This is a genomic window from Syntrophus aciditrophicus SB (genome assembly GCF_000013405.1).
Taxonomy (GTDB): domain Bacteria; phylum Desulfobacterota; class Syntrophia; order Syntrophales; family Syntrophaceae; genus Syntrophus; species Syntrophus aciditrophicus.
In genome coordinates, this window is sequence record NC_007759.1 from 652,736 (window position 1) to 674,112 (window position 21,377).

General features: G+C 49.0%; 22 protein-coding genes. 19 read left to right on the forward strand and 3 right to left on the reverse strand.

Annotated features, from left to right (window positions below):
• Window positions 1–180 precede the first annotated feature (180 nt).
• The 8 genes from thrS to SYN_RS03150 all read left to right on the forward strand — a co-directional run bounded on the left by thrS (window position 181) and on the right by SYN_RS03150 (window position 7,988).
• Complete coding sequence (gene thrS / locus SYN_RS03115; protein ID WP_041584665.1) at window positions 181–2,097, forward strand: threonine--tRNA ligase; 1,917 nt, start codon at window positions 181–183, stop codon at window positions 2,095–2,097.
• A gap of 39 nt (window positions 2,098–2,136) precedes the next feature.
• Window positions 2,137–2,682, forward strand: a complete 546-nt coding sequence (gene infC / locus SYN_RS03120) for a translation initiation factor IF-3 (RefSeq protein WP_011416566.1) — start codon at window positions 2,137–2,139, stop codon at window positions 2,680–2,682.
• Between the two features lie 123 nt (window positions 2,683–2,805).
• Window positions 2,806–3,003 carry a 50S ribosomal protein L35 gene (rpmI, locus tag SYN_RS03125; protein WP_011416567.1) on the forward strand — a complete coding sequence of 66 codons (198 nt, stop codon included), beginning with the start codon at window positions 2,806–2,808 and terminating at the stop codon, window positions 3,001–3,003.
• Between the two features lie 150 nt (window positions 3,004–3,153).
• Window positions 3,154–3,513 (forward strand): 50S ribosomal protein L20, encoded by a 360-nt coding sequence (rplT, locus tag SYN_RS03130; RefSeq protein WP_011416568.1) that lies wholly within the window; start codon window positions 3,154–3,156, stop codon window positions 3,511–3,513.
• The gene (pheS, locus tag SYN_RS03135; RefSeq protein WP_011416569.1) at window positions 3,510–4,526 is read left to right on the forward strand and encodes a phenylalanine--tRNA ligase subunit alpha; all 1,017 of its coding nucleotides are present in this window, start codon (window positions 3,510–3,512) and stop codon (window positions 4,524–4,526) included. Before rplT ends, pheS begins: the two co-directional genes overlap by 4 nt.
• A gap of 229 nt (window positions 4,527–4,755) precedes the next feature.
• Entirely contained in the window at window positions 4,756–7,170 is a 2,415-nt protein-coding gene (gene pheT / locus SYN_RS03140; RefSeq protein WP_011416571.1) for a phenylalanine--tRNA ligase subunit beta, read from the forward strand.
• Window positions 7,171–7,209: 39 nt separating this feature from the next.
• The gene (locus SYN_RS03145) at window positions 7,210–7,485 is read left to right on the forward strand and encodes an integration host factor subunit alpha (protein ID WP_011416572.1); all 276 of its coding nucleotides are present in this window, start codon (window positions 7,210–7,212) and stop codon (window positions 7,483–7,485) included.
• Between the two features lie 140 nt (window positions 7,486–7,625).
• On the forward strand, window positions 7,626–7,988 hold the full coding sequence (locus SYN_RS03150; RefSeq protein ID WP_011416573.1) for a MerR family transcriptional regulator: 363 nt from the start codon (window positions 7,626–7,628) through the stop codon (window positions 7,986–7,988).
• Between the two features lie 64 nt (window positions 7,989–8,052).
• On the opposite strand, the gene SYN_RS03155 is transcribed toward SYN_RS03150, so the two are convergent.
• Entirely contained in the window at window positions 8,053–8,334 is a 282-nt protein-coding gene (locus SYN_RS03155; protein WP_011416574.1) for a PxxKW family cysteine-rich protein, read from the reverse strand.
• A 202-nt stretch (window positions 8,335–8,536) separates the two neighbouring features.
• Between SYN_RS03155 and SYN_RS15020 the strand changes: the two genes are divergently transcribed.
• From SYN_RS15020 to ptsP, 3 genes are read left to right on the forward strand one after another with little or no spacing between them, the layout of a single operon-like run.
• Window positions 8,537–9,271 (forward strand): PTS system mannose/fructose/sorbose family transporter subunit IID, encoded by a 735-nt coding sequence (locus SYN_RS15020; protein ID WP_158302902.1) that lies wholly within the window; start codon window positions 8,537–8,539, stop codon window positions 9,269–9,271.
• A gap of 1 nt (window position 9,272) precedes the next feature.
• Window positions 9,273–9,542: an HPr family phosphocarrier protein gene (locus tag SYN_RS03165; RefSeq protein WP_011416576.1), complete on the forward strand. Its 270-nt coding sequence runs from the start codon at window positions 9,273–9,275 to the stop codon at window positions 9,540–9,542.
• Window positions 9,539–11,323: a phosphoenolpyruvate--protein phosphotransferase gene (ptsP, locus tag SYN_RS03170; RefSeq protein WP_011416577.1), complete on the forward strand. Its 1,785-nt coding sequence runs from the start codon at window positions 9,539–9,541 to the stop codon at window positions 11,321–11,323. The genes SYN_RS03165 and ptsP overlap by 4 nt, the downstream gene beginning before the upstream one ends.
• Before the next feature lie 129 nt (window positions 11,324–11,452).
• Here the strand turns inward: ptsP and SYN_RS03175 are convergent, their stop codons facing one another.
• On the reverse strand, window positions 11,453–11,800 hold the full coding sequence (locus SYN_RS03175; RefSeq protein ID WP_011416578.1) for a hypothetical protein: 348 nt from the start codon (window positions 11,798–11,800) through the stop codon (window positions 11,453–11,455).
• 196 nt (window positions 11,801–11,996) lie between these two features.
• On the opposite strand from SYN_RS03175, the gene SYN_RS03180 reads away from it, so the two are divergent.
• Complete coding sequence (locus SYN_RS03180; protein WP_158302903.1) at window positions 11,997–12,725, forward strand: DUF72 domain-containing protein; 729 nt, start codon at window positions 11,997–11,999, stop codon at window positions 12,723–12,725.
• 268 nt (window positions 12,726–12,993) lie between these two features.
• Here SYN_RS03180 and eno read toward each other — a convergent pair whose 3' ends face one another.
• Window positions 12,994–14,280: a phosphopyruvate hydratase gene (gene eno, locus SYN_RS03185; RefSeq protein WP_011416581.1), complete on the reverse strand. Its 1,287-nt coding sequence runs from the start codon at window positions 14,278–14,280 to the stop codon at window positions 12,994–12,996.
• Window positions 14,281–14,500: 220 nt separating this feature from the next.
• Here eno and ruvX point away from each other — a divergent pair, with 220 nt between their 5' ends.
• The 7 genes from ruvX to SYN_RS03220 all read left to right on the forward strand — a co-directional run bounded on the left by ruvX (window position 14,501) and on the right by SYN_RS03220 (window position 21,350).
• Window positions 14,501–14,953: a Holliday junction resolvase RuvX gene (gene ruvX / locus SYN_RS03190; protein WP_011416582.1), complete on the forward strand. Its 453-nt coding sequence runs from the start codon at window positions 14,501–14,503 to the stop codon at window positions 14,951–14,953.
• A gap of 1 nt (window position 14,954) precedes the next feature.
• The gene (mltG, locus tag SYN_RS03195; protein WP_041584666.1) at window positions 14,955–15,974 is read left to right on the forward strand and encodes an endolytic transglycosylase MltG; all 1,020 of its coding nucleotides are present in this window, start codon (window positions 14,955–14,957) and stop codon (window positions 15,972–15,974) included.
• An 83-nt stretch (window positions 15,975–16,057) separates the two neighbouring features.
• Window positions 16,058–16,504: a division/cell wall cluster transcriptional repressor MraZ gene (mraZ, locus tag SYN_RS03200; protein WP_011416584.1), complete on the forward strand. Its 447-nt coding sequence runs from the start codon at window positions 16,058–16,060 to the stop codon at window positions 16,502–16,504.
• A gap of 2 nt (window positions 16,505–16,506) precedes the next feature.
• On the forward strand, window positions 16,507–17,454 hold the full coding sequence (gene rsmH, locus SYN_RS03205) for a 16S rRNA (cytosine(1402)-N(4))-methyltransferase RsmH (RefSeq protein WP_011416585.1): 948 nt from the start codon (window positions 16,507–16,509) through the stop codon (window positions 17,452–17,454).
• A gap of 3 nt (window positions 17,455–17,457) precedes the next feature.
• Window positions 17,458–17,805 (forward strand): cell division protein FtsL, encoded by a 348-nt coding sequence (gene ftsL, locus SYN_RS03210; protein WP_011416586.1) that lies wholly within the window; start codon window positions 17,458–17,460, stop codon window positions 17,803–17,805.
• Window positions 17,802–19,805 (forward strand): penicillin-binding protein, encoded by a 2,004-nt coding sequence (locus SYN_RS03215; protein WP_011416587.1) that lies wholly within the window; start codon window positions 17,802–17,804, stop codon window positions 19,803–19,805. The genes ftsL and SYN_RS03215 overlap by 4 nt, the downstream gene beginning before the upstream one ends.
• Before the next feature lie 15 nt (window positions 19,806–19,820).
• Window positions 19,821–21,350 (forward strand): UDP-N-acetylmuramoyl-L-alanyl-D-glutamate--2,6-diaminopimelate ligase, encoded by a 1,530-nt coding sequence (locus tag SYN_RS03220; RefSeq protein WP_011416588.1) that lies wholly within the window; start codon window positions 19,821–19,823, stop codon window positions 21,348–21,350.
• Window positions 21,351–21,377 lie beyond the last annotated feature (27 nt).

Genomic DNA, 21,377 nt, shown 5'->3' on the forward strand with positions numbered 1-21,377 from the left:
ATATATCATGCAAGCCTGTAGAGTAATTCGTCCCATTAGTCAAATATGACGGGTTTTGAAAAGGGCATCCGCAATTGTAACGCGATGATGCCCTTTCTTTAATGAGAGGATATCAAAGAAGGAATACAGATATCCGTCGTTGCTGTTTTAGACACGGTATTGGATCTGGGCTTTTTAGTTATGAAAGAAATTAAAATTGTTTTACCTGATGGGTCGGAAAGATCACACAATGAAGGCGTTACTGTACGGGACGTTCTTTCTTCCTGGAATCCCGCCCTGCTGGCTACGACCGCCGCTGCCAGATATAATCAGAATCTTCTTGACTTGAGCCGCTCGCTGCATGACGACGGTGTTCTGGAACCGATCGATATTCATTCCCGGGAAGGTCTTGAAATCCTCAGGCACAGCATATCCCACATCATGGCCCAGGCCGTTCAGGATATTTTCCCCGGCGTGCTGGTCAGCATAGGACCGGCGATTGAAGATGGTTTCTATTATGACTTTGAATATGGGAACACATTTACCCCGGAGGAGCTTGAAAAGATAGAGGCCCGGATGCAGGAAATTGTGAAGGAGGATCATCCTTTTGTTCGAGAGGAGGTTTCCCGTGAAGAGGCTGTAGCTTTCTTTCAGGGTAAAGGTGAGTCTTATAAAGTCGAACTTTTAAATGATCTGCCTGGCAATATAAAAACAGTCAGTCTTTACCGGCAGGGCCATTATACTGATCTTTGCCGGGGGCCTCATGTCCCATCGACCTCGATGATCCGTGCCTTCAAGCTTCTCAATGTTGCCGGCGCATACTGGCGCGGCGATGAACGCAACAAGATGCTGCAACGCATCTATGGAACGGGTTTCGCGTCCCGGGAAGAGCTGGATGAATACCTGAAAATCCTCGAAGAGGCGAAAAAGCGGGATCACCGGAAACTGGGTAAGGATCTTGATCTATTCCAGGTCAGTGAAGAAGCGGGTGCCGGTTTGATCATCTTTCATCCCAAAGGAACGATCCTGCGCACGATCATTGAAGATTGGGAAAAGAAGGAACATCTGCGACGCGGGTATGACATGGTCATGGGTCCGCAGATCCTGAAGGTTGATCTGTGGAAAAAATCAGGACATTTCGATCACTATCGCGAAAACATGTATTTCACGGAAGTAGAGGGGCAATCTTATGGGATCAAGCCGATGAACTGCCTTTCCCATATGCTCATCTATAAAACCAAAATCAGGAGTTATCGGGATCTGCCAATACGGTACTTTGAACTCGGTACAGTTCATCGTCATGAAAAAACGGGGGTTCTGCATGGTCTGCTGCGGGCCCGGCAGTTTACCCAGGATGATGCCCACATTCTCTGCACGCCGGAGCAGTTGAATTCAGAAATTCGGGCTATTGCTGATTTTGTCGGCTATGCCATGAAGATCTTTGGATTTGAATATGAAGTTGAATTAAGCACAAGGCCTGATAATTCCATCGGTTCCGATCAGGATTGGGAACTGGCAACCAGCGCCCTGGAGAATGCCCTGAAAGACAATCAGATGACTTATGATATCAATGAGGGCGATGGCGCATTCTATGGTCCCAAGATTGACTTCAAACTGAAGGATGCGCTCAAACGAAAATGGCAGTGCGCCACCATCCAGTGCGACTTTACGCTGCCGGAGCGGTTTGATCTCACATACGTTGGGGCGGATGGCGAGAAGCATCGGCCGGTGATGCTGCACCGGGTTATCCTGGGTGCGATCGAGCGGTTCATGGGTGTGCTGATCGAGCATTACGGAGGAGCTTTCCCTGTCTGGCTTGCACCAGTGCAGGCTATTCTTCTGTCGGTGACCGACAGGCATATCCCGTATGGAAAGACCGTTTATCAGCAATTGATGGATGCGGGAATCAGGGTGGAAGGAGATTTCAGAAACGAAAAGCTGGGGTATAAAATTCGAGAGGCGCAAACTCAGAAAATACCCTATATGCTGGTTATCGGCGATAAGGAAATGGCTTCGGGAGAGGTTGCTGTCCGGCAGCGGGGCGGAGACAATCTGGGGACCCTGCCGGTTTCTGCCTTTATTGAACTGGTAAAGGAAAAGAGCAGTCAGTATCTGTAATCGGCGCTTGAATCCATCATCAGACCCTGTGAAGCGGGGATGTGGGATTCATCTTACATTTGCAGGAGGTGTCCAATAGTTAAAGATCTGAAGATCAACAATGAGATTAAGGCGGCCACTGTAAGAGTTATCAGTTATCAGGGCGAGCAGTTGGGTGTATTGACCCTTGCGGACGCGCTTGCAGAGGCCAGAAAAGAAGGCTTGGACCTCGTGGAAGTCGCCTCCACTTCCACGCCTCCTGTCTGCCGGATCATGGATTACGGCAAGTTCAGGTATCAACAAAGTAAAAAACTTCAGGTTGCCAGAAAAAGTCAGAGTACCATTCAGGTCAAGGAGATTCGACTGAGGCCGAAGGTAGAGGAACACGATCTTCAAGTCAAGATCAAGCATATCCGGAAGTTTCTCGAACAGCATGACAAGGTCAAGGTCAGTGTCCTGTTTCGGGGGAGGGAAATCGCGTTCACCGATATAGGGCGAAAGCTTCTTGAAGATATAAAAAACAACCTGGGTGACAGCTGTAACATAGATCAACAGCCGAAACTGGAAGGGCGGAATATGGTCATGGTTTTGTCGCCCAAAAAGTAGGCGGCAGGAAGATACTTATCGATGTTCTTCCTGATGATGGAACAGGAGAAATCGTTATGCTGATTGTTAATTGTAAAATAAACGGTTAGTGCGAAGCAGAAATTTTGGAACGGGAGTGAAATAATGCCGAAATTAAAAACACACCGCGGCGCGGCGAAGCGATTCAAACTTACAGGCAGCGGAAAGGTCAGAAGACACCACGCCAACGCCAGTCACATTATGACGACCAAGACAACGAAACGGAAAAGAAATCTCAGAAAATCCACGATCCTTGACAAACGGGATGAAAAAGGGATTAAACGGCTGATTCCATATCTGTAGGAAGCGTCGTTCCATTGGATTCCGGCTAGCGTTCAGAAGGGTATCGAGTTGACAGAAACAAGACGGAGCTGGCCAGGTCATTGGGATGAATGCGAGTTGCCATGATTCGTCAGTCAGGTTTTTGGAGTTACGGATAGGAGGCTCAAGACAATGTCCAGAGTTAAAAGAAGTGTTACTGCCAAGAAAAAAAGAAGAAAAATTTTCAAATTAGCGAAGGGATTTTTCGGAGCGAGAAGTCGGCTGCTTCGGACCGCAACGGAAGCCGTGAACCGGGCTCTGAATTATGCGTTCCGCGACAGGAGGGTGCGGAAGCGGGAATTCAGGAAACTGTGGATTGCCAGGATCAATGCTGCTTCGCGCGCGCAGGGATTGACTTACAGTCGGCTCATTGACGGTTTGCGAAAGTCGCACGTGGAAATTGACCGGAAAGTGTTGGCGGATATCGCCGTTAACGACCCCAGGGGATTCTCAGAAATTGTTCTTCTTGCGAAGGGTGAGACTGTTTCATGATTGAAGATCTCAAGGAGCTGCAAAATAAGGCGGAAGCGGAGATAAAAGCAGCGAAAACGGAAACGGATCTGGCTGCTGTTCGGGTTCGATATCTGGGGAGAAAGGGGTTGCTGACTCAGTTTTTGCGCAATCTGGGTCAGTTGAGCATCGAGGAAAAGCAGATTTTTGGAAAGCGCGCCAACGAAATCAAAACAATCCTGTCTTCGAGATTTGACGAAGCGCAGACAGTTATAGCCGCCCTCAAAAAAGAAAGCGTCCTTCGGGCGGAAGCTCTTGATGTGACCCTGCCCGGAAGGAGCAGCGGCTACGGCCGGGCTCATCCAGTCACTCAGGTCCTTGAGGAGATCTGTGCGATATTCTCCGAAATCGGATTCTCCATTGCTGAAGGTCCTGAAATAGAGAGTGATTATTATAATTTTGAGGCCTTAAACATCCCCAAGGACCATCCCGCCAGAGATATGCAGGATACATTTTATGTGGAAGAAGCGATCGTTCTGCGCACCCATACCTCTCCCGTACAAATCAGAACCATGGAAAAGCAGTCGCCACCGGTGAAAATCATTTCGCCGGGGCGTGTATATCGTCCGGATTCTGATGTTTCTCATACGCCGATGTTTCATCAGGTTGAAGGCCTGCTGGTTGACAGGGGAATTACCTTCGGCGACCTGAAAGGGCTTCTGAACGCTTTCCTTAAACAGATTTTTGGGGAAGAAACGGTTCTTCGTTTCAGGCCCAGTTATTTTCCCTTTACGGAGCCCAGTGCGGAAGTGGATATCCGTTGTGTCATCTGTCGGGGAAAAGGTTGTCGAGTTTGCGGGCAGAGCGGCTGGCTGGAAATCCTCGGATCGGGCATGGTGGACCCGGCAGTTTTTGAAAATGTCGGTTACGATCCTGAGGAATATTCGGGCTTTGCCTTTGGCTTGGGCGTAGAACGCATCGCCATGCTCAAGTATGGAATTACTGACATTCGACTTTTCTTTGAGAATGAAAGAAGGTTTTTACAGCAGTTCTAATGTAAAAGCCGCTGTCGTTGAATTTCCTGAATCGCGAAGACAAAAAAACAGGAGCGTCGGGCCAGGATTCTGTCCATACCCTTTCTCCTATGAAAATGCATTGAATGGAGGATTCTCTGTGCAGGATCAAACTGAGCTTTCTTTTGTGATCTTGCGGCCATGTAAAGAATTGCTCCGTTGAGCAGAACAATTCAGGATCATTGGGAAATCCGTGGTGGAATAGATTACTATGCAAGTTAGTTTGAGATGGCTTAAAGATTATGTAGATATTGATCTGACACCCGCTGAGGTTTCGGATCGTTTGACTATGGCGGGTCTTGAAGTCGACGCCGTAAGGGAAGTCGGTCCTTCTTTTTCGAATGTCGTCGTTGCCAGAATTATAGCTCTTCGTCGACATCCCAATGCGGACAAACTGTCTCTTTGCGAAGTAACAACGGGGGACGAAACACTTCCCATCGTTTGCGGGGCGCCGAATATTCACGTCGGGGATGTCGTTCCCTTGGCCAGGATAGGCGCAGAGATTCCCGGGGGATATACGATCAAGCGTTCAAAAATCCGGGGCGAGCTTTCAGAGGGTATGCTCTGTTCCGAGGAAGAACTGGGTATTGGGGAAGATACGACGGGAGTCATGATCCTTCCTCCCAATCTCCCCCTGGGTGAAGACCTCGCGGACGTTCTGGACTTGAAAGATACGGTCTTCGATATCGGGATTACACCAAACCGTTCCGATTGTCTTTCCATCATCGGTGTGGCCCGGGAGATTGCGGCTATTACAGGTAAGCCGCTGAAACTGCCTGAAATCTATGTTACGGAAAATGCTGAAGATATTCAGGTGAGTGCCTCGGTTCAAATCCTTGATCCGGACCTCTGCCCCCACTATACGGCTCGCATGATTCGAGACGTAGTCGTGGGGCCTTCACCGCAATGGATGCGATTGCGTCTTGAGGCCGTAGGACTGCGTTCCATCAGTAACGTGGTCGATGTCACCAATTTTGTCATGATGGAACTGGGACAGCCACTTCATGCCTTCGATTACCGTTTCCTGGAAGAAGGCCGGATTGTAGTGAGGCGTTCTACGGAGGGGGAGAAGTTTATTTCTCTCGATGAAAAGGAACGCGTTCTTAATGCGAACACCCTGATGATCTGTGATGGCGTCAAACCCGTGGCCATCGCCGGAATCATGGGGGGATTCAATTCCGAAATCAAGCCGGATACGAGGGATATTCTTCTCGAGAGTGCTTACTTTGCTCCTTCTTCAATACGGCGGTCCGCTCGGGATTTAGGGATGAGTACGGATGCTGCGTTCCGGTTTGAGCGCGGAATCGATCCCGAAGGGGTACTTCGAGCACTGGACAGGGCCGCTCAATTGATTGCCGAATTATCGGGGGGGAAAATCTGCAAGGGACGAATCGACGAGCATCCGAAACCGGTGGAGACGGTCGGAGAAATTCACCTGCGTTGCAGGAAAGTCAATTCTCTGCTGGGGACGAACATCCCTGCCGCGGAGATGGCAGATATTCTCAGAGGCCTGGGGATGGAAGTTACGGCGAAGGAAGGCACTGTGGAAGAATATCGGATAAAGCCGCCATCCTTCCGGGTCGATATCGGCCGTGAGATCGATCTTGTGGAAGAGATTGCCCGAATACATGGTTACGACAATATCCCGGTTTCACTCCCCGTGGGTGCAATGGAGCCTGTGCCGAGGGATCGCAGAAAAATTCTTGAAGAAAGGCTGCGCCGTCACCTGGCAGGTACAGGATTTTCGGAAGTCATCACCTACAGCTTTGTTTCTCCGACGGCAGCGGATATTCTGGCGCTGGATGCCGGTGACGAGCGAAGGAAAGTCGTTCGGATCAAAAACCCGCTGACAGAAGATCAGTCGGTGATGCGAACCACCCTGATTTACAGTCTGCTCAAGGTGATGCAGGAAAATGCCAATGCCGGAGACTACGATTTAAAGATTTTCGAGATCGGCAAGATATTCTTACAGGGAAACACAGGAGGATTGCCGACGGAGAAGAAGCGCTTGGCCTGCCTGATGACCGGTATGAGTGATAAGGAGTTGTGGTCTTCCGGCGAATCAAGGCTCGATTTTTATGATTTGAAAGGCGTTGTCGAGAGTCTTTTCGCCAGCTTGAACTTGACTGGAATTCGATATTGCTCAGATGCTCTGCAGGCATTTCTTCATCCGGGTCGATCCTGTGGAATTTTTATCGATGAAAAATCAATAGGGTACATGGGGGAGGCGCACCCTGATGTTCTTTCCCGCCTGGATATGAAGAATCGCGCTCTGATTTTTGAGATGGACGTGGATGCAATTTCTGAACTCTTTTCAGGCAGCGTCACCTATAAGGAGTTTTCAAGATATCCTGAAAGTTCACGGGATGTCGCTTTTGTCATCGATCAGGATGTGGAAGCAGACGGCATGCTGAATATTGCTCTTAACGCCAGAGAAGAATTGCTTGAAAATGTCTGTATTTTCGATGTATATGCCGGCGCCGGCGTTCCTGAAGGAAAGAAAAGCCTGGGGTTGAGATTTACATACCGGTCATATTCGGCGACATTGACGGATGACGAGGTTAGTCGGGTGCATTCAAAAATCGTTCAGCGCATTATCGACCAGACAGGGGCGCGTGTCAGATAAGCAGGTCAGGGCAACAGCTCGATTTTCAGGAGGACTAAAATGACAAAAATAGATATTATTCAGGACGTATACGAGAAATTGGGTTTTTCAAAGAAGGATTCTGCCCGGATTGTGGAATCTGTTTTTGATATTATCAAGGAAAGTCTCGGACGGGGTGAAAAAATAAAAATATCAGGTTTCGGAAATTTTGTCGTTAAGGAAAAGAAATCCCGAAGAGGGCGAAACCCTCAGACCGGGGATGAGATTTCCATATCGGCACGCAGGGTACTTACCTTTAAATCGAGCCAGGTTCTCAGGAAAGCACTGAATGATTGAAGTCGGCTGGTTTCGAACCATAACGTTTTCAAAACCCTGACCGCTTTATCAAAGTCATGGCCAGACAACGGATTCGAAAATTGTAAAAGTTTAAATTCATAATCTGATTTTTCTACAGGGATCAGAAAGAAAGATGGGTTATGGATGCGGTAATCCCCCCAGAGAAGGCGTATTTTCGCATTAGTGAGGTCAGTAAAATTCTGGGGGTCGAGCCTTATGTCATTCGTTTCTGGGAATCGGAGTTTAAGTCTGTAAGGCCGATACGAACCAAGTCGGACCAGAGGTTATACAGAAGGACGGATGTTCAGGAACTGCTGACGATCAAAGTTCTTCTTCATGAGGAATTTTTCACCATCAAAGGAGCGAAGAGACAGCTTCTTCTTCGAAAGGCGGCTCGTAACTCCTCAATCCGCGAAACAAATTTAAGAGAAAAACTGAATGCAGTTAGGAAAGGTTTATTGCAGATTCAGGCGTTATTGAAAACCAGCAATAAAGCCGAGTAAGATCCTGGCTGACTTTAAATGGATTTATTGCTGGTTTTCATGATATTTTGCCGATGTGCCGAGGCTATTTTTTCTTGGAAGACCGCTTTGATGCCTTCAACGGATTGATCTGCTGCGCCTCTTTAATCTCCAGTTTGACGTGAGAAGCGCTGGGGCATTTGCCTTTGAGCCATTTTAAGGCTGGTTCAGGATAAAGTTTGCAATACTGTCCGCTTTCAAATTCAGCGATTTTGTTGCATCCCACACAACTGTCGACGATGGGATTGCAGGCGCCCCCTTCATAAGTGCATCCTTTTTTAGTCATGAACCCGCAATCGGTTCCCTTTTTGATCGTTTGACAAAGCATGAAAGTTACCTCGTTATTTTTATTTATTTAAAACGCGGGTTACTAACAGAACAATCGGATCATGTCAAGAGAAACTTATAAGTTGCCCCTCATGAAAATGGATGTTCACTTCAGTCTGTGCTGAATGAATTGACTTTGCGTTATTTTCATGTTACCCAACAGCGTCGCAGCGGATAAGGGATCTTTTATGAGATCTTCTCTTTTGATTTCAATATTTTTGCGTTCCCTCCTGATTCAGGCGTCCTTTAATTTCTGGCGGATGCAGAATCTCGGGTTTACCTATGCCTTAATTCCAATCGGCAGGTTGTTTGGCAAAGATCAGAAGCGCATGCAGATTCTGCTCTCCCGTCACATGCAATTGTTTAACAGCCATCCTTATATGACCGGGCCCATTCTGGGATCGGTTATTCATATTGAAGAAGAAAATCTCAAGGATGAAAAAACAGTCACCAACGAAGACGCCCTGACCTTGAAAAGCACCCTGAGTGGCCCTTACGCAGCCATCGGGGATTCATTTTTCTGGGGGGCATATCGTCCCATGTCAGCTCTGACCGGTGTGTTTTTTGCTGTTCAGGGTTATCTGACCGCGCCCTTGGTAGCTTTTTTTTTGTATAATACCGTTCATTTATGGATTCGGTGGAAAGGATTTGCCGAAGGCTATCGATTAGGAAGGCAGGGGATCGATTTTGTACGGCGTCTCGATCTGCCAAAAAAATCAGGCAGAATCCGATGGGTATCTTTGTCTGTTCTCTCTCTTCTGTCTGTCCTGTTTTCCTCCGGGGAGACTGTTCCTTTTATGCTTCCCTGGGGGGGGATTGTGATGAAAATCGGGGCTCTTCTCTGTATCCTGTTATGCTTCTGGGGCATCAGGAAAGGAATATCTCCTCTGCACATTCTTTATGGAATGGTGATTATTATTTTTCTATCTTTACAATGAAATGATCGTAATCAGGACGTTTGAACTAAAAAATAAACTGGGCCTTCATGCCCGTGTTGCGGCAAAACTTGTCACTGTTGCCAGAGGGTTCAAATCAAGAATCTTTCTGGAAAGAGATGGACAGGAAGTCAATGGTAAAAGCCTTCTGGGCATCCTTACACTGGCCTGCCCTCAGGGGAGCCGGGTAACTGTACGGGTGGAGGGTGCCGATGCTCTTCAGGCTATGGATAATCTGGAGCAGCTTTTCGAGAGTAAATTTGGTGAAACATGAATACAACGGATGAAATCAAAAAAACTTTCGTATTGAAGGGTGTTGGTGTTTCGCCGGGTATCGCCTCTGGCAAGGCTTTTCTTTTCGATCCTCTGGGGAGTGAGGTCTCGTTTTACAAGTTGAGTGATAAGAGTCTCATTACCAAGGAGATCAGACGTTTCAAGGATGCCCTGAAGGAATCGGAGCGGCAGCTTCTTGAAATAAAAAATGGAATTCATGGAGTTATCGGTCCGGAACCTCTGTATATCATTGATGTCCATATTATGCTTTTACGGGATAAGGCCTTTATCAGGCACACCGTTGAGCATATCCGGCAATCGTGCGTCAATGCCGAATGGGCGGTTCAAATGACCACGGAAAAATACCGTGAATTGTTTGACCGCGTGGAGGATGAATATATCCGGAGTCGCTTCAGTGATATCCAGTATGTGGGGAAAATGATTCTCCGCAATCTTGCCGGAAAAAAAAGGGGGCCCTTCTCGGAAATCAGCGAAGAGGTCATTGTGGTATCTTCTGATCTTTCTCCCGCGGATACGGCCCAGATGATGGTTCACAAGGTCCTGGGTTTTGCTACGGATATGGGCGGTAAAACATCGCATACCGCCATCGTAGCCCGCTCGATTGCAATTCCTGCCGTTGTGGGTTTGAAAAACATTACCCGCGTCGTTAAAACCAATGACGATTTGATCATTGACGGAGCCTCCGGTTTGATTATCGTCAATCCCGACCCGGAAGTTGCCCGACGGTATCAGGAGAAAAAGAGACAATATGAAACCATACAGGAGGATTTTCTGAAATATGCCCATCTTCCTGCCATGACGAAAGATCACTACCGGGTTGATATCGGCAGCAATATCGAATTTATCGAAGAAATCCCGTCGGCGGTTCTTCACGGCGCTGAAGGCATCGGTCTTTATCGGACGGAATTCATTTATATCAATCGAGATCAGTTGCCGACGGAGGAGGAACATTTTGCACATTACCATCAGGTGGTCGGAGTCGAGGGGTTAAGATGGTCGACGATTCGAACCTTCGATCTGGGAGGCGACAAGTTTACCTCCGATCCGAAGCTGGCAAAAGAAATGAACCCTCAGTTGGGATTGCGGGCGATTCGTTTCTGCCTGAAGGAAGTGGAGCAGTTCAAGGTTCAATTGCGCGCGATCATACGCGCAAGCGCTTATGGTAAAACCCGCATCATGTTTCCCATGATTTCAGGTATCGAAGAAATCCGCGAAGCCAAACGAATTTTCAACGATGTCATGCGCGATCTGATTGAAGAAGACATCCCCGTAGGCCGTGATATTGAAATCGGGGTCATGATTGAAGTGCCGTCCGCAGGCATTGTTGCGGATGAGTTGGCGAAAGAAGTGGATTTCTTCAGCATTGGCACCAACGATCTCATTCAGTATGTTCTGGCGATCGACCGGATCAATGAACGTGTCGGTTATCTATACGAGCCCCTCCATCCCGCCGTATTGAGATTGATCCAGCAAATTGTCAGCGCTGGTCACCGAAATGGCATCCGGGTAGAGATGTGCGGCGAGATGGCTGGAGAACCCCTCTATGCACTGATTCTTCTCGGTCTTGAACTGGATGAACTGAGTATGAATCCCCTGGCGATTCCTCGAATGAAAAAGATCATCCAGAATTCCACGTTGAAGGAATCCCGCGAACTGCTGGATAAAGTCCTGATATTGCACTCCGCGACGGAGATCCGCGACTACGTGGAACATTATATGAGGCAGCGATTTCCGGATGAGTTTCCTGAGAATGGACCATAGAACCAGCATGCTTGTCCGGGAATATCGGCTTGTTTTAAATTGAACAGATAGTAACCGGTCCTGCAAGGAAGAGGACTGTTTTCATCTGCCTGCCTGTAATTAATATTCTAATATTCTGAAAAGTATGTGTTATCTGCCTGGGAGAATAAGTCCCGATTCTTCCCGTCGCTGCATCTCCCTGGATTCTGAGATCATGACATTTAACGCCTGTTCCATGGCCTCGGAAAATTTTTCCATAGCTTCCGTCAGCGATTTCGCCTCAATGGGGCCCTGAACAGGGAGGGGGCCGCCCGGGGACATGAACTGGGCCTGTCCGATGAACAGTGGAGTGCGGGAGGTATCGACTGTGCCATCAGGTTTTACAGGAGTCAGCATGCGGATCGAACCCAAACGCAGATCGGTGAAGGAATCTTCCCGATAGAGGTTGTCCTGACTGAACTGAATTTCATTCAGCGGCTTTTCGACAAAATTGTTCACAAATATTTCCCTCTCATTTTTTTATTTTCGTTTAATCGTTTCCGCGGATTCCTGCTGAAGTTGAAAAACTGTAATTTTAGAATAACTTCCCGGCGACGGAAGGCAACCCTATGGGAAAGTCCTGATTCCGTCAAGGAATTTTCAGCGCGATGACTGCGGTTTTTTGAGGCATTGATCAGGAATGGGAAAAAGTTCATTGTTTCCGTCTGTGCGCATTGGGACTTCCGGCTGGATTTATCCCCATTGGCAGGGTCGCTTTTACCCTCTGGAGTGTCCCAAAGCAAAATGGTTGGAATACTATGCCCGTCATTTTGACGTTCTGGAGCTGAATGTCAGCTTCTATCGACTGCCTGATGCGGAGACCTTCCGGAGGTGGAGTGCGCGAACGCCGGCAGGATTTATCTGGACCGTCAAAATGAATCATTATATCACACACATCCTGCGGTTAAAAAATGTGGAAGAGGCGATGTCCCGTTTTTATGATGCAGTTTCGTCCCTTGGCGATAAATTGGGCCCGATTGTCATTCAGCTTCCACCGAGTCTCATTTACGAAAATTCGCTGGTCCGTCATTTTCTTGGTCTTCTTGATCTCTCGCGGAAACATGCCATTGAAGTCCGCCATGGTTCCTGGATGCAGGATGAGTTTATGGAACTTCTCCGACAGCACAATGTGGCCTTCTGCATTTCCGATACCGCGGGGCGCTATCCGATGCGAACAGCCGTGACTGCGGATTATGTCTATCTCCGGCTTCATGGATCACGGAGATTGTATGCGTCCTTATATACGGAAGAAGAATTACGGGGATGGGCTGAGATGATACGGGGCTGGTCCCGCGAGACCTGGGTTTTCTTCGATAATGACTTTGAAGGCAATGCGGTTCGGAATGCAATACGGTTGCGCGAAATCTGCAGCGGAGGTTCATGATGATCAAACAATCAGAATGGACCCGGAGCAGTTGCCCCTGTCCGTTTGTATTCAAAATGGTGACAATGAGAAACGAGCTAAGATCACAGGTATGAGGATAATGGGAGGAGAAGCCGACACCATCAGTCAGTCGGATGAAGAAAAAGGGGCATGAACTAAAAATTACAATCCCTGAAGACAGGGAGATTCTGTTCCCACCTTCAGGGATTGTAAAAAATCAGGATTTTGGGGTTGTCTTCCGTTACTGTTCAGTTCCTTTTGCCAAAGCCTAACGGACTGAATAGAGTGCGGACCTGCCTCGATAAACAGCGCGGTCGCCAAGCTCCTCTTCGATCCGCAGCAGTTGATTGTATTTGGCCAGACGTTCACTTCGAGAGAGTGAACCGCTCTTGATCTGACCACAGTTGGCTGCGACGGCGACATCAGCCATGAAACTGTCTTCCGTTTCCCCGGAGCGATGGGAGACAACATTCGTATATCCAGCCTCTTTTGCGGTCTGAATGGTTTCCAGGGTTTCCGTCAGGGAACCGATCTGATTCAGCTTGATCAGAATGGAATTGGCGATACCTTTGGAAATTCCTTGTTCAAGACGTTTCTTGTTTGTAACGAAAAGATCATCTCCAACAATCTGAATCCGTGACCCCATGGCCTGCGTGAGAGCCTTCCAGCCCTCCCAGTCGTCTTCCGCAAGGCCGTCTTCCAGAGAGATGATGGGGTAGCGGTTGGCCAGATCTTCGTAAAAGCGGATCATTTCATCAGCGGTCTTTTCCGGTTTTTTCTCCGCAGCAAGAATGTATTTCCCCTTTTCATAAAAAGAACTGGCGGCGGCGTCCAGGGCGATGGCGATATCTTTTCCCGGCTCATAGCCTGCCCGGGTAATGGCCGCCATGATCACAGCCAGTGCCTCTTCATTGGATGCCAGGTTGGGAGCAAAACCCCCTTCATCACCGACGGCCGTGTTATATCCCTTGCCTTTCAGAACGGCCTTGAGATTATGGAAGACTTCGGCGCTCATGCGCAGACCTTCCCTGAAGGTCGGAGCCCCCACGGGCATGATCATGAATTCCTGAATATCGACGTTGTTGTCGGCATGCTGACCGCCATTGATGATGTTCATCATGGGGACGGGGATATCCTTGGCCTGGACGCCGCCGAGGTATCGATAGAGGGGCAGTTCCACCACCGCCGCCGCTGCCTTGGCACAGGCAATGGACACGCTGAGAATGGCGTTGGCGCCAAGGGCTCCTTTATTTTCCGTACCATCCAGGGCGATCATTGTATAATCAATATCCCTCTGGTTCAGGCAATCCATCCCGACGATTTCCGGAGCGATTTTTTCGATGACGTTATTGACTGCCTGAGTAACGCCTTTCCCCAGATATCTCTTCGGATCTCCGTCTCTTAATTCGAGCATTTCGTGTTCCCCCGTTGAAGCTCCGGACGGTACCGATGCCCGGCCGGATATGCCCGAAAGCAGGGTGACTTCAGCTTCCACTGTGGGGTTTCCTCTTGAATCCAGTATTTCTCTTGCATGAACTTCAATGATTTCAGTCATGTATCCTCCTGAATTTTGGAACTTATAATAATTGGATAAGTGTCGGATTATACTAAAAAGACATAATTTTCAAGGATGTTATAATCCTTAAATTCACATTTTGAGTAAGGAGGCGTCGGGAATCCCCGTATTCAGCACGGTTTATTCCGGCGCAATCTATTTTTCTGTTGCAAAGAACAGAGGGTATTGTTAATCAGTTCGCCAAAAAGGAGCTGCGGTCATGCGCATCTTGGGACTTGATTACGGTGAGAAGCGGATCGGAGTTGCCCTCTGTGATGAACTGGGGCTGACGGCTCAGGCTTTGACCACCGTAATCAGGAAATCCTGGCGAAATGATGTCGGGATCATTGCGTCTCTGGTCCGGACCTACGATGTGGAGAAAATCGTTATCGGCTATCCCCTGCGACTTGATGGCACGGAAGGAATTCAGTGCGAAAAGGTTGTCCGCTTTGCCCGCCGTCTGGAAGCCGCCCTCGGTATTCCTGTCATTCGGTGGGATGAAACCCTGACGACGAAGGAGGCGGAAGAGATCCTGTCCCGCTCCGGGGTTCCCCCAAGAAAAAGAAGGGGAGTCGTTGATCGCCTGGCTGCCAGTCTGATCCTTCAATCCTATCTGGATGCCATATCGCAAGAAAAAATTCCTTCGGATGCCTGCGATGCAAATGAGTCGTGAAATGAGAAAAAAAAGGAAGAAGAAAAAAAAGCTTTTTACGGGTCTTCTGCTGGCACTGCTTTATCTTCTGGCGGCGTGGTTTCTCTTCTATGTCGACCGGCCCGTAAATCCGGATCTTCCCGTGACCGCCGTAAGAATTCTGCCGGGGACCGGATTCTTACAGGTCGTGGATAAACTTCAGCAGGCGGGGCTTGTCCGCAATCCTCCCTTTTTTTACATCCTGATTTTGACAAAGGGCGCCGCAAGAAATTTACGGGCCGGTGAGTATGAATTTTCCGGCAGGATGACCCCCCTGGAGATGGTAAACAGGCTGTCACAGGGAGATATAAAAATACGCCGGATTACGATCCGGGAAGATCTGAATTTAAAGGAAATAGCAGCCCATCTGGCCGCTCTGCATCTGGTGGATGAAAAAAAATTCCTGGCCCTGACAACGGACCGGACCTTTCTGCGGAGTCTGGGGATTGAAGGGGACACTGCGGAGGGTTACCTTTATCCGGATACCTATTTCTTTGACTCGGCCATAAGTCCGGGACAGATTATTCGCCGCATGGTGGAACAATTCTGGAAAGTGGTTACCCCGGAGATGAGAGAAAAGGTTCAGCAGATGGGCATGACCATGAACGAGTTTGTTACTCTGGCTTCCCTGATCGGCAAGGAGACAGGCTTCAGTGATGAGAAACCCCTTATCGCAGCGGTTTTTCACAACCGTTTGAAGAAAGGCATGCGCCTTCAAAGTGATCCCACAGCAGTCTACCATATGGCGCCCTTTGACGGAGAGATCAAACGTCGGCATCTGCTGCTGATGACGCCTTACAATACTTATCATATCGAAGGTTTGCCGCCTGGCCCGATCGCCAATCCAGGTAGAGATTCCCTGCTGGCCGCGGTCACTCCGGCCAAAGTGGATTACCTTTATTTTGTTTCCAATTGCAACGGTTCCCACCAGTTTTCCTCCACATTGAAAGAACACAATCAGGCTGTTGTAAGATATCGACTTGCAAAGGGAAAAGTCGAGTGATTTTTTCTTGACAAACCGCAAGCCCCTCTTTATATTCATACCCCGGTGGAGTGAAGTGGCGTGATGTGGAGGAATAGGCGGGGATGGGCGGTTTCCGGGGAGAGTATTACCACACCATTGATGAAAAAGGACGGGTTATCTTTCCTGCGAAACTGCGCGAGGTTCTTGCAGCGGACTATGACAGTCGCCTGATTATCACCAAATGGGACGGCTATCTGATGGTCTTTCCGGATAAGGAATGGTCGATCATCGAAGAAAAAGTCCGGCGGTACCCCCTGCTGAAAAAGGAATCCCGGGCCTTTCAGCGCTTTTTCATGGCCGGCGCAGTGAGCTGTACCATCGACAATCAGGGTCGGGTCCTGATTCCCCCCAATCTTCGCATCTACGCAAAACTTGAAAAAGATATTGTCCTTGCCGGTATGCTCAGGGTCATTGAAATATGGGACAGGGATCTCTATGAAGCGGATCGTCTGAATACCTCAGGAAGTCTCAGTAATTTCGGGGATTACATGACGGAGCTCGGTCTCTGAAAATGCCGGAAGGGAAGTATTCCTATCATGAGCCCGTGTTGCTTGAAGAGGCCATTGCCTCCCTTAACTGCCGCGGTGGCGGGATTTACGTTGACGGAACGGTGGGTGGCGGAGGACATGCCGCCTTGATTCTGGAGAGATCGGCACCGGATGGCTTCCTTCTGGGAATGGATGTCGATGGCGACGCCCTGCAGGCTGCAGAGAAGCGCCTGATGCCTTTTGGCCGACGGAAAACGCTTGTCAAGGCAAATTATGCCGACATGCGAAAAGTGCTTGCAGACCTGAAAATCCTGCAGGTTGACGGTATTCTGCTTGACCTTGGAGTCTCTTCCCACCAGTTGGATGCGGCGGAACGAGGGTTCAGCCTGCTGAAGGATGCCCCGCTGGATATGCGCATGGATTCCGAAGCCGGCCGAAGCGCGTATGATGTTGTCAATACCTGTTCTGAGCGAGAATTGAAGGATATCATCCGAAAATACGGAGAAGAAATCATGGCAGGTCGAATCGCCCGGGCGATTGCCGAGAAGCGGAAAGATACTCCGATCAAGTCAACGACTCAACTGGCAGCCATTGTGGCGGGCGCATTGCCCGGGGGCTTTCGGCACAAAAAAATTCATCCCGCAACCCGGACCTTCCAGGCTCTCAGAATTTACATTAATAACGAACTTTCGAATCTACATCGAGCCATTTTCGACAGTACCGACTGTCTCAAACCGGGTGGACGGTTTTCCATCATTTCTTTTCACTCGCTGGAAGACAGCTTGGTAAAGAATGGCTTTCGTTCCCTGGAAAAAGGGTGCATCTGTCCGGCTGATATGCCGGTTTGTGCCTGCGGACAAAGTCCCCGGTTAAAGGTCATCACCCGGAAACCGATATCTCCCTGCCGGGATGAGGTTGAAGCTAATCCCCGGTCGCGGAGCGCGCGGCTTCGAACTGCGGAAAGGATTTAGAGCTTGCCGGTTGACGAAATCCCAGCCAGGACATCCCAGATTGAACATCAGGAACAGAAAAAGTCGACGGGGTTGAGATATTCATCCCTGATGATCGGCGCTTTTGTTCTTATGGGAGTAGCTCTTGTGTATGTTTGGTCGCACCTGCGAATGACGGATCTGGAGTATAAGGTTGCCGCGGAAATGAACCGTAAGGAACAGCTTCTGGAAGAACAGCGGAAATTAAAGGTTGAGGTCGCTACACTTAAGGCGCCGAATCGTATCGAATCCATTGCGAAAGAGAAATTGCAGATGGTGTACCCTCAAAGAGAACAGGTGATTCATCTTGGGGAAATCGGGGACAAACAATGAGCACGGAATCGAAAAAATGGCTGAAATTTCGACTGATGACGTTATTGGTCTTTTTTGTGATTTTATTTGTCGCTCTTTTTTCACGGGCTCTTCATCTTCAGATTCTGTCCGGGGAAACGTTAAAGATTCTCGCAGAAAAGCAGCATACCAAAACCCTGCTCCTTCCGCCTGAGCGCGGGATCATCTTTGATCGGAATGGGGAAAAAATTGCGGCGAGCCTGCAGGTTGATTCAGTCTGTGCCGATCCCTCAAAAATGGCCCGTCCCGCTGACGCAGCGGAAAGAATTACATCGCTTCTTAACATTGATCGGCAGGTAGTGATGAAAAAACTTCTGCATTCAAAAAATTTCTGCTGGATTGCCCGCAGAATTCCGCCGGAGCTTGCTCAGAAAGTTGAGGAAGCGAAAATCGAAGGAGTTTTTCTTGTCAAGGAGCCGAAGAGATTTTACCCGAATGGAGATCTTGCTGGCCAGTTGGTTGGTCTTGTAGGGTTGGATTCCGTCGGGCTGGAGGGGTTGGAGATCAAGTATGATCAGTACCTTAAGGGCACTCCGGAAAAATTGATCTGGACTAGGGATGCGAAGGGAAGAATCCTATATCACCGGGCTGAAAAAGCTTCTGTGTCTTCCGATGAAAGTATCAATATGATTCTTACAATAGACAGTCGAATCCAGTATCTTGTTGAATCCCAACTCAAAGCCGCCGTTCAGGAAAAAGGGGCCAAAGGCGGACTGGCGATTGTGATGGATCCCAAAACCGGTGAAATTCTCGCATTGGCCAATTCTCCAAGTTTTGACCCCAATGTATTACTGAGCGTATCTTCCAATAATAAGAAAAATAAAGTAATTACCGATTGTTTTGATCCCGGATCCACGTTCAAGCCTTTCCTCGTTGCCGCCGCCCTTGAAGAGGGAACTGTCCGGGAAAATGATCGCTTCTATTGCGAAAATGGATCTTATACCATTGCCAACCGGGTTATTCATGAAGCCAACCGTAAGCGTCACGGCGCTTTGACGGTTCATGACATTCTTAAATATTCCAGTAATATCGGCTCAGTTAAAATAGCCGAAAAGCTGGGCAAAGAAAAATTTTATGAGTATATCCGGGCTTTCGGCTTCGGAGCTAAGACAGGAATCGATCTGCCCGGGGAAATTCCTGGCTTGCTGCGTCCCGTGGATAACTGGACGCGGGTGGATGCGGCAACCATCGCTTTCGGGCAGGGGGTTTCGGTTACAGCCATTCAAATGATTACTGCTCTTTCCACGATTGCCAATCAGGGGACGATGATGAAACCGTATGTTGTCAAAGCCCTTGTGGACAAAAAAGGGCAGATTGTCCACAATTATTCCCCAACTGCTGTAAGGCAGGTCATTTCCCCGGACACAGCCAGGCGTCTTACCGCGATTATGACGGATGTGGTCGGACAGGAAGATGGCACTGGAAAAAACGCCCGGATTGAAAATGTCTCTGTTGCTGGAAAAACGGGAACCGCACAGAAGTTTGATTTTTCCCGGGGTGTTTATTCATCGGAACGCGTCAAAACTTCTTTTATGGGATTTTTCCCGGCCGAGGATCCCCAGATTGCCATGCTGGTCATTCTTGACGAGCCACAGAAGGACCGGTGGGGCGGTGTCGCTTCAGCCCCTGTTTTCAAGGCTATCGGCGAACAGATCCTGATGTGTTTTAAAACCCATATCCGTCCCAATCCTCTTCCCGGAATGGAGCAGGAAAAGAACATCAACAACTCGGACATCAGCCTCAGTCTGGTTTCTTCTTCCCGGATAATCAATGCTGATGCGGCAGCGAGTTTGGAAGCAGATGAATCATTAATTCCTGATTTTCTCGGACTGAGCATCCGGGATGTTCTCAGAACAGCGAGGAAACGAGGTATTGAAGTCAGGATCGAGGGCAATGGATGGGCTGTTAAACAGCATCCGGTACCCGGCACACCGATAGCGCATTCAACCCATTGTTCCGTGATCTTCGATCACGGGAATTAAAAAGGCCTTTATGAAATGAACCTTTCGATCTTGTTGAAGGGAATCAACATTCTGGGAATTTCCGGACCTTCAGGCAGTGAAGTGAACGTGAGTTCCGTATGCTACAATTCCCGGCAGTGTACTCCCGATTCCCTGTTCGTGGCGATAAGGGGTCTTAAATCCGACGGACATGAATATATCGATGATGCGGTCCGTTGTGGTGCAAAAGTGATTGTCTGTGAAAAAGAAGTGACAATGCCTCCTGAAATTACAGTGGTCAGAGTGGAAAACGGACGGAGAACCCTGGGGCTTCTGGCGAGAAATTTCTATGCGGATCCTTCCAGATGCCTGGTTGCCGTTGCGGTGATGGGAACGAACGGGAAAACCACGGTCACCTATATCCTGGAGTCAATTTTTCAGGCGGCCGGCTTTTCGTGCGGCGTCCTTGGTACTGTTAATTACCGTTATCCCGGCCTCGTCATGGAGGCACCCAATACAACACCGGAATCGCTGGATTTACAGCGGATTATTCGGGAAATGGTCGACCATGGGGTAACGCATCTCGTTGCCGAGGTATCGTCCCATGCCGTCGACCTCCGACGCATCGATGATTGTGATTTTGATCTGGGAATTTTCACTAATCTTACCCAGGATCACCTGGATTATCACAAAACCATGGAGAATTATTTCCAGGCGAAAAAGAGGTTTTTTTCGGAAGTGCTTCCGGGCGGTAGAAAACAGCATCGTTACGCCATGGCCGTGAATGCCGACGATCCATGGGGAAAACGCCTGATTCGAGAAACGGGGGAGATTTCCCGGCCTCTGACATTTGGAATTGAAGAGAAAGCCGACATCCGGGCGTCATCCTTTGATCTCTCTCTGGATGGCATTCGGGCGGAGATTGTGGTCGGCTCTATGAGCTTCGATGTCGACACCGCGCTGATTGGCAAGTTCAATCTGTACAATGTGCTGGCCGCGGTTTCGGCATCGGTGGCCCTGCGCGTGCCGATTGAGGCCATTCGGCGGGGAGTGCGTGCAATGAATGCCGTTCCCGGACGTCTCGAGAAGGTCAGCGGCTCGACACAGCCGGATGTATTTGTTGATTACGCCCACACTGACGACGCCCTGCGCAGGGTTCTTCAGAGTCTTTCGCCTTTCAAGCGGGGAAGGATCATTACGGTGTTTGGCTGCGGTGGCGATCGCGACCGGGGAAAGAGACCCCTTATGGGTAAGGTGGCGACAAATTACAGTGATCTGACAATTCTGACCTCTGATAATCCGAGATCGGAAGATCCCTTGTCCATTATTCGGGATATTGAAGTGGGCATTAACAGCCAATCCATTCCTGAAGGCTCTTCGGAGGATCTGTCCCGGGGAATGACCGGCAGAGGATATGTGGTCATTCCGGACCGGAGGGAGGCCATCGGAGCGGCAATCCGGTCGGCACGTCCCTCCGATATTGTTCTCATTGCGGGAAAAGGACATGAAGACTATCAGATCATTGGAGAGAAGCGTCTTTTCTTTGATGACCGCGCAGTTGCAAAAGAATTCCTTCAGAATACATAAAAAAAACAGGCTGAAAGGGGCAAACCG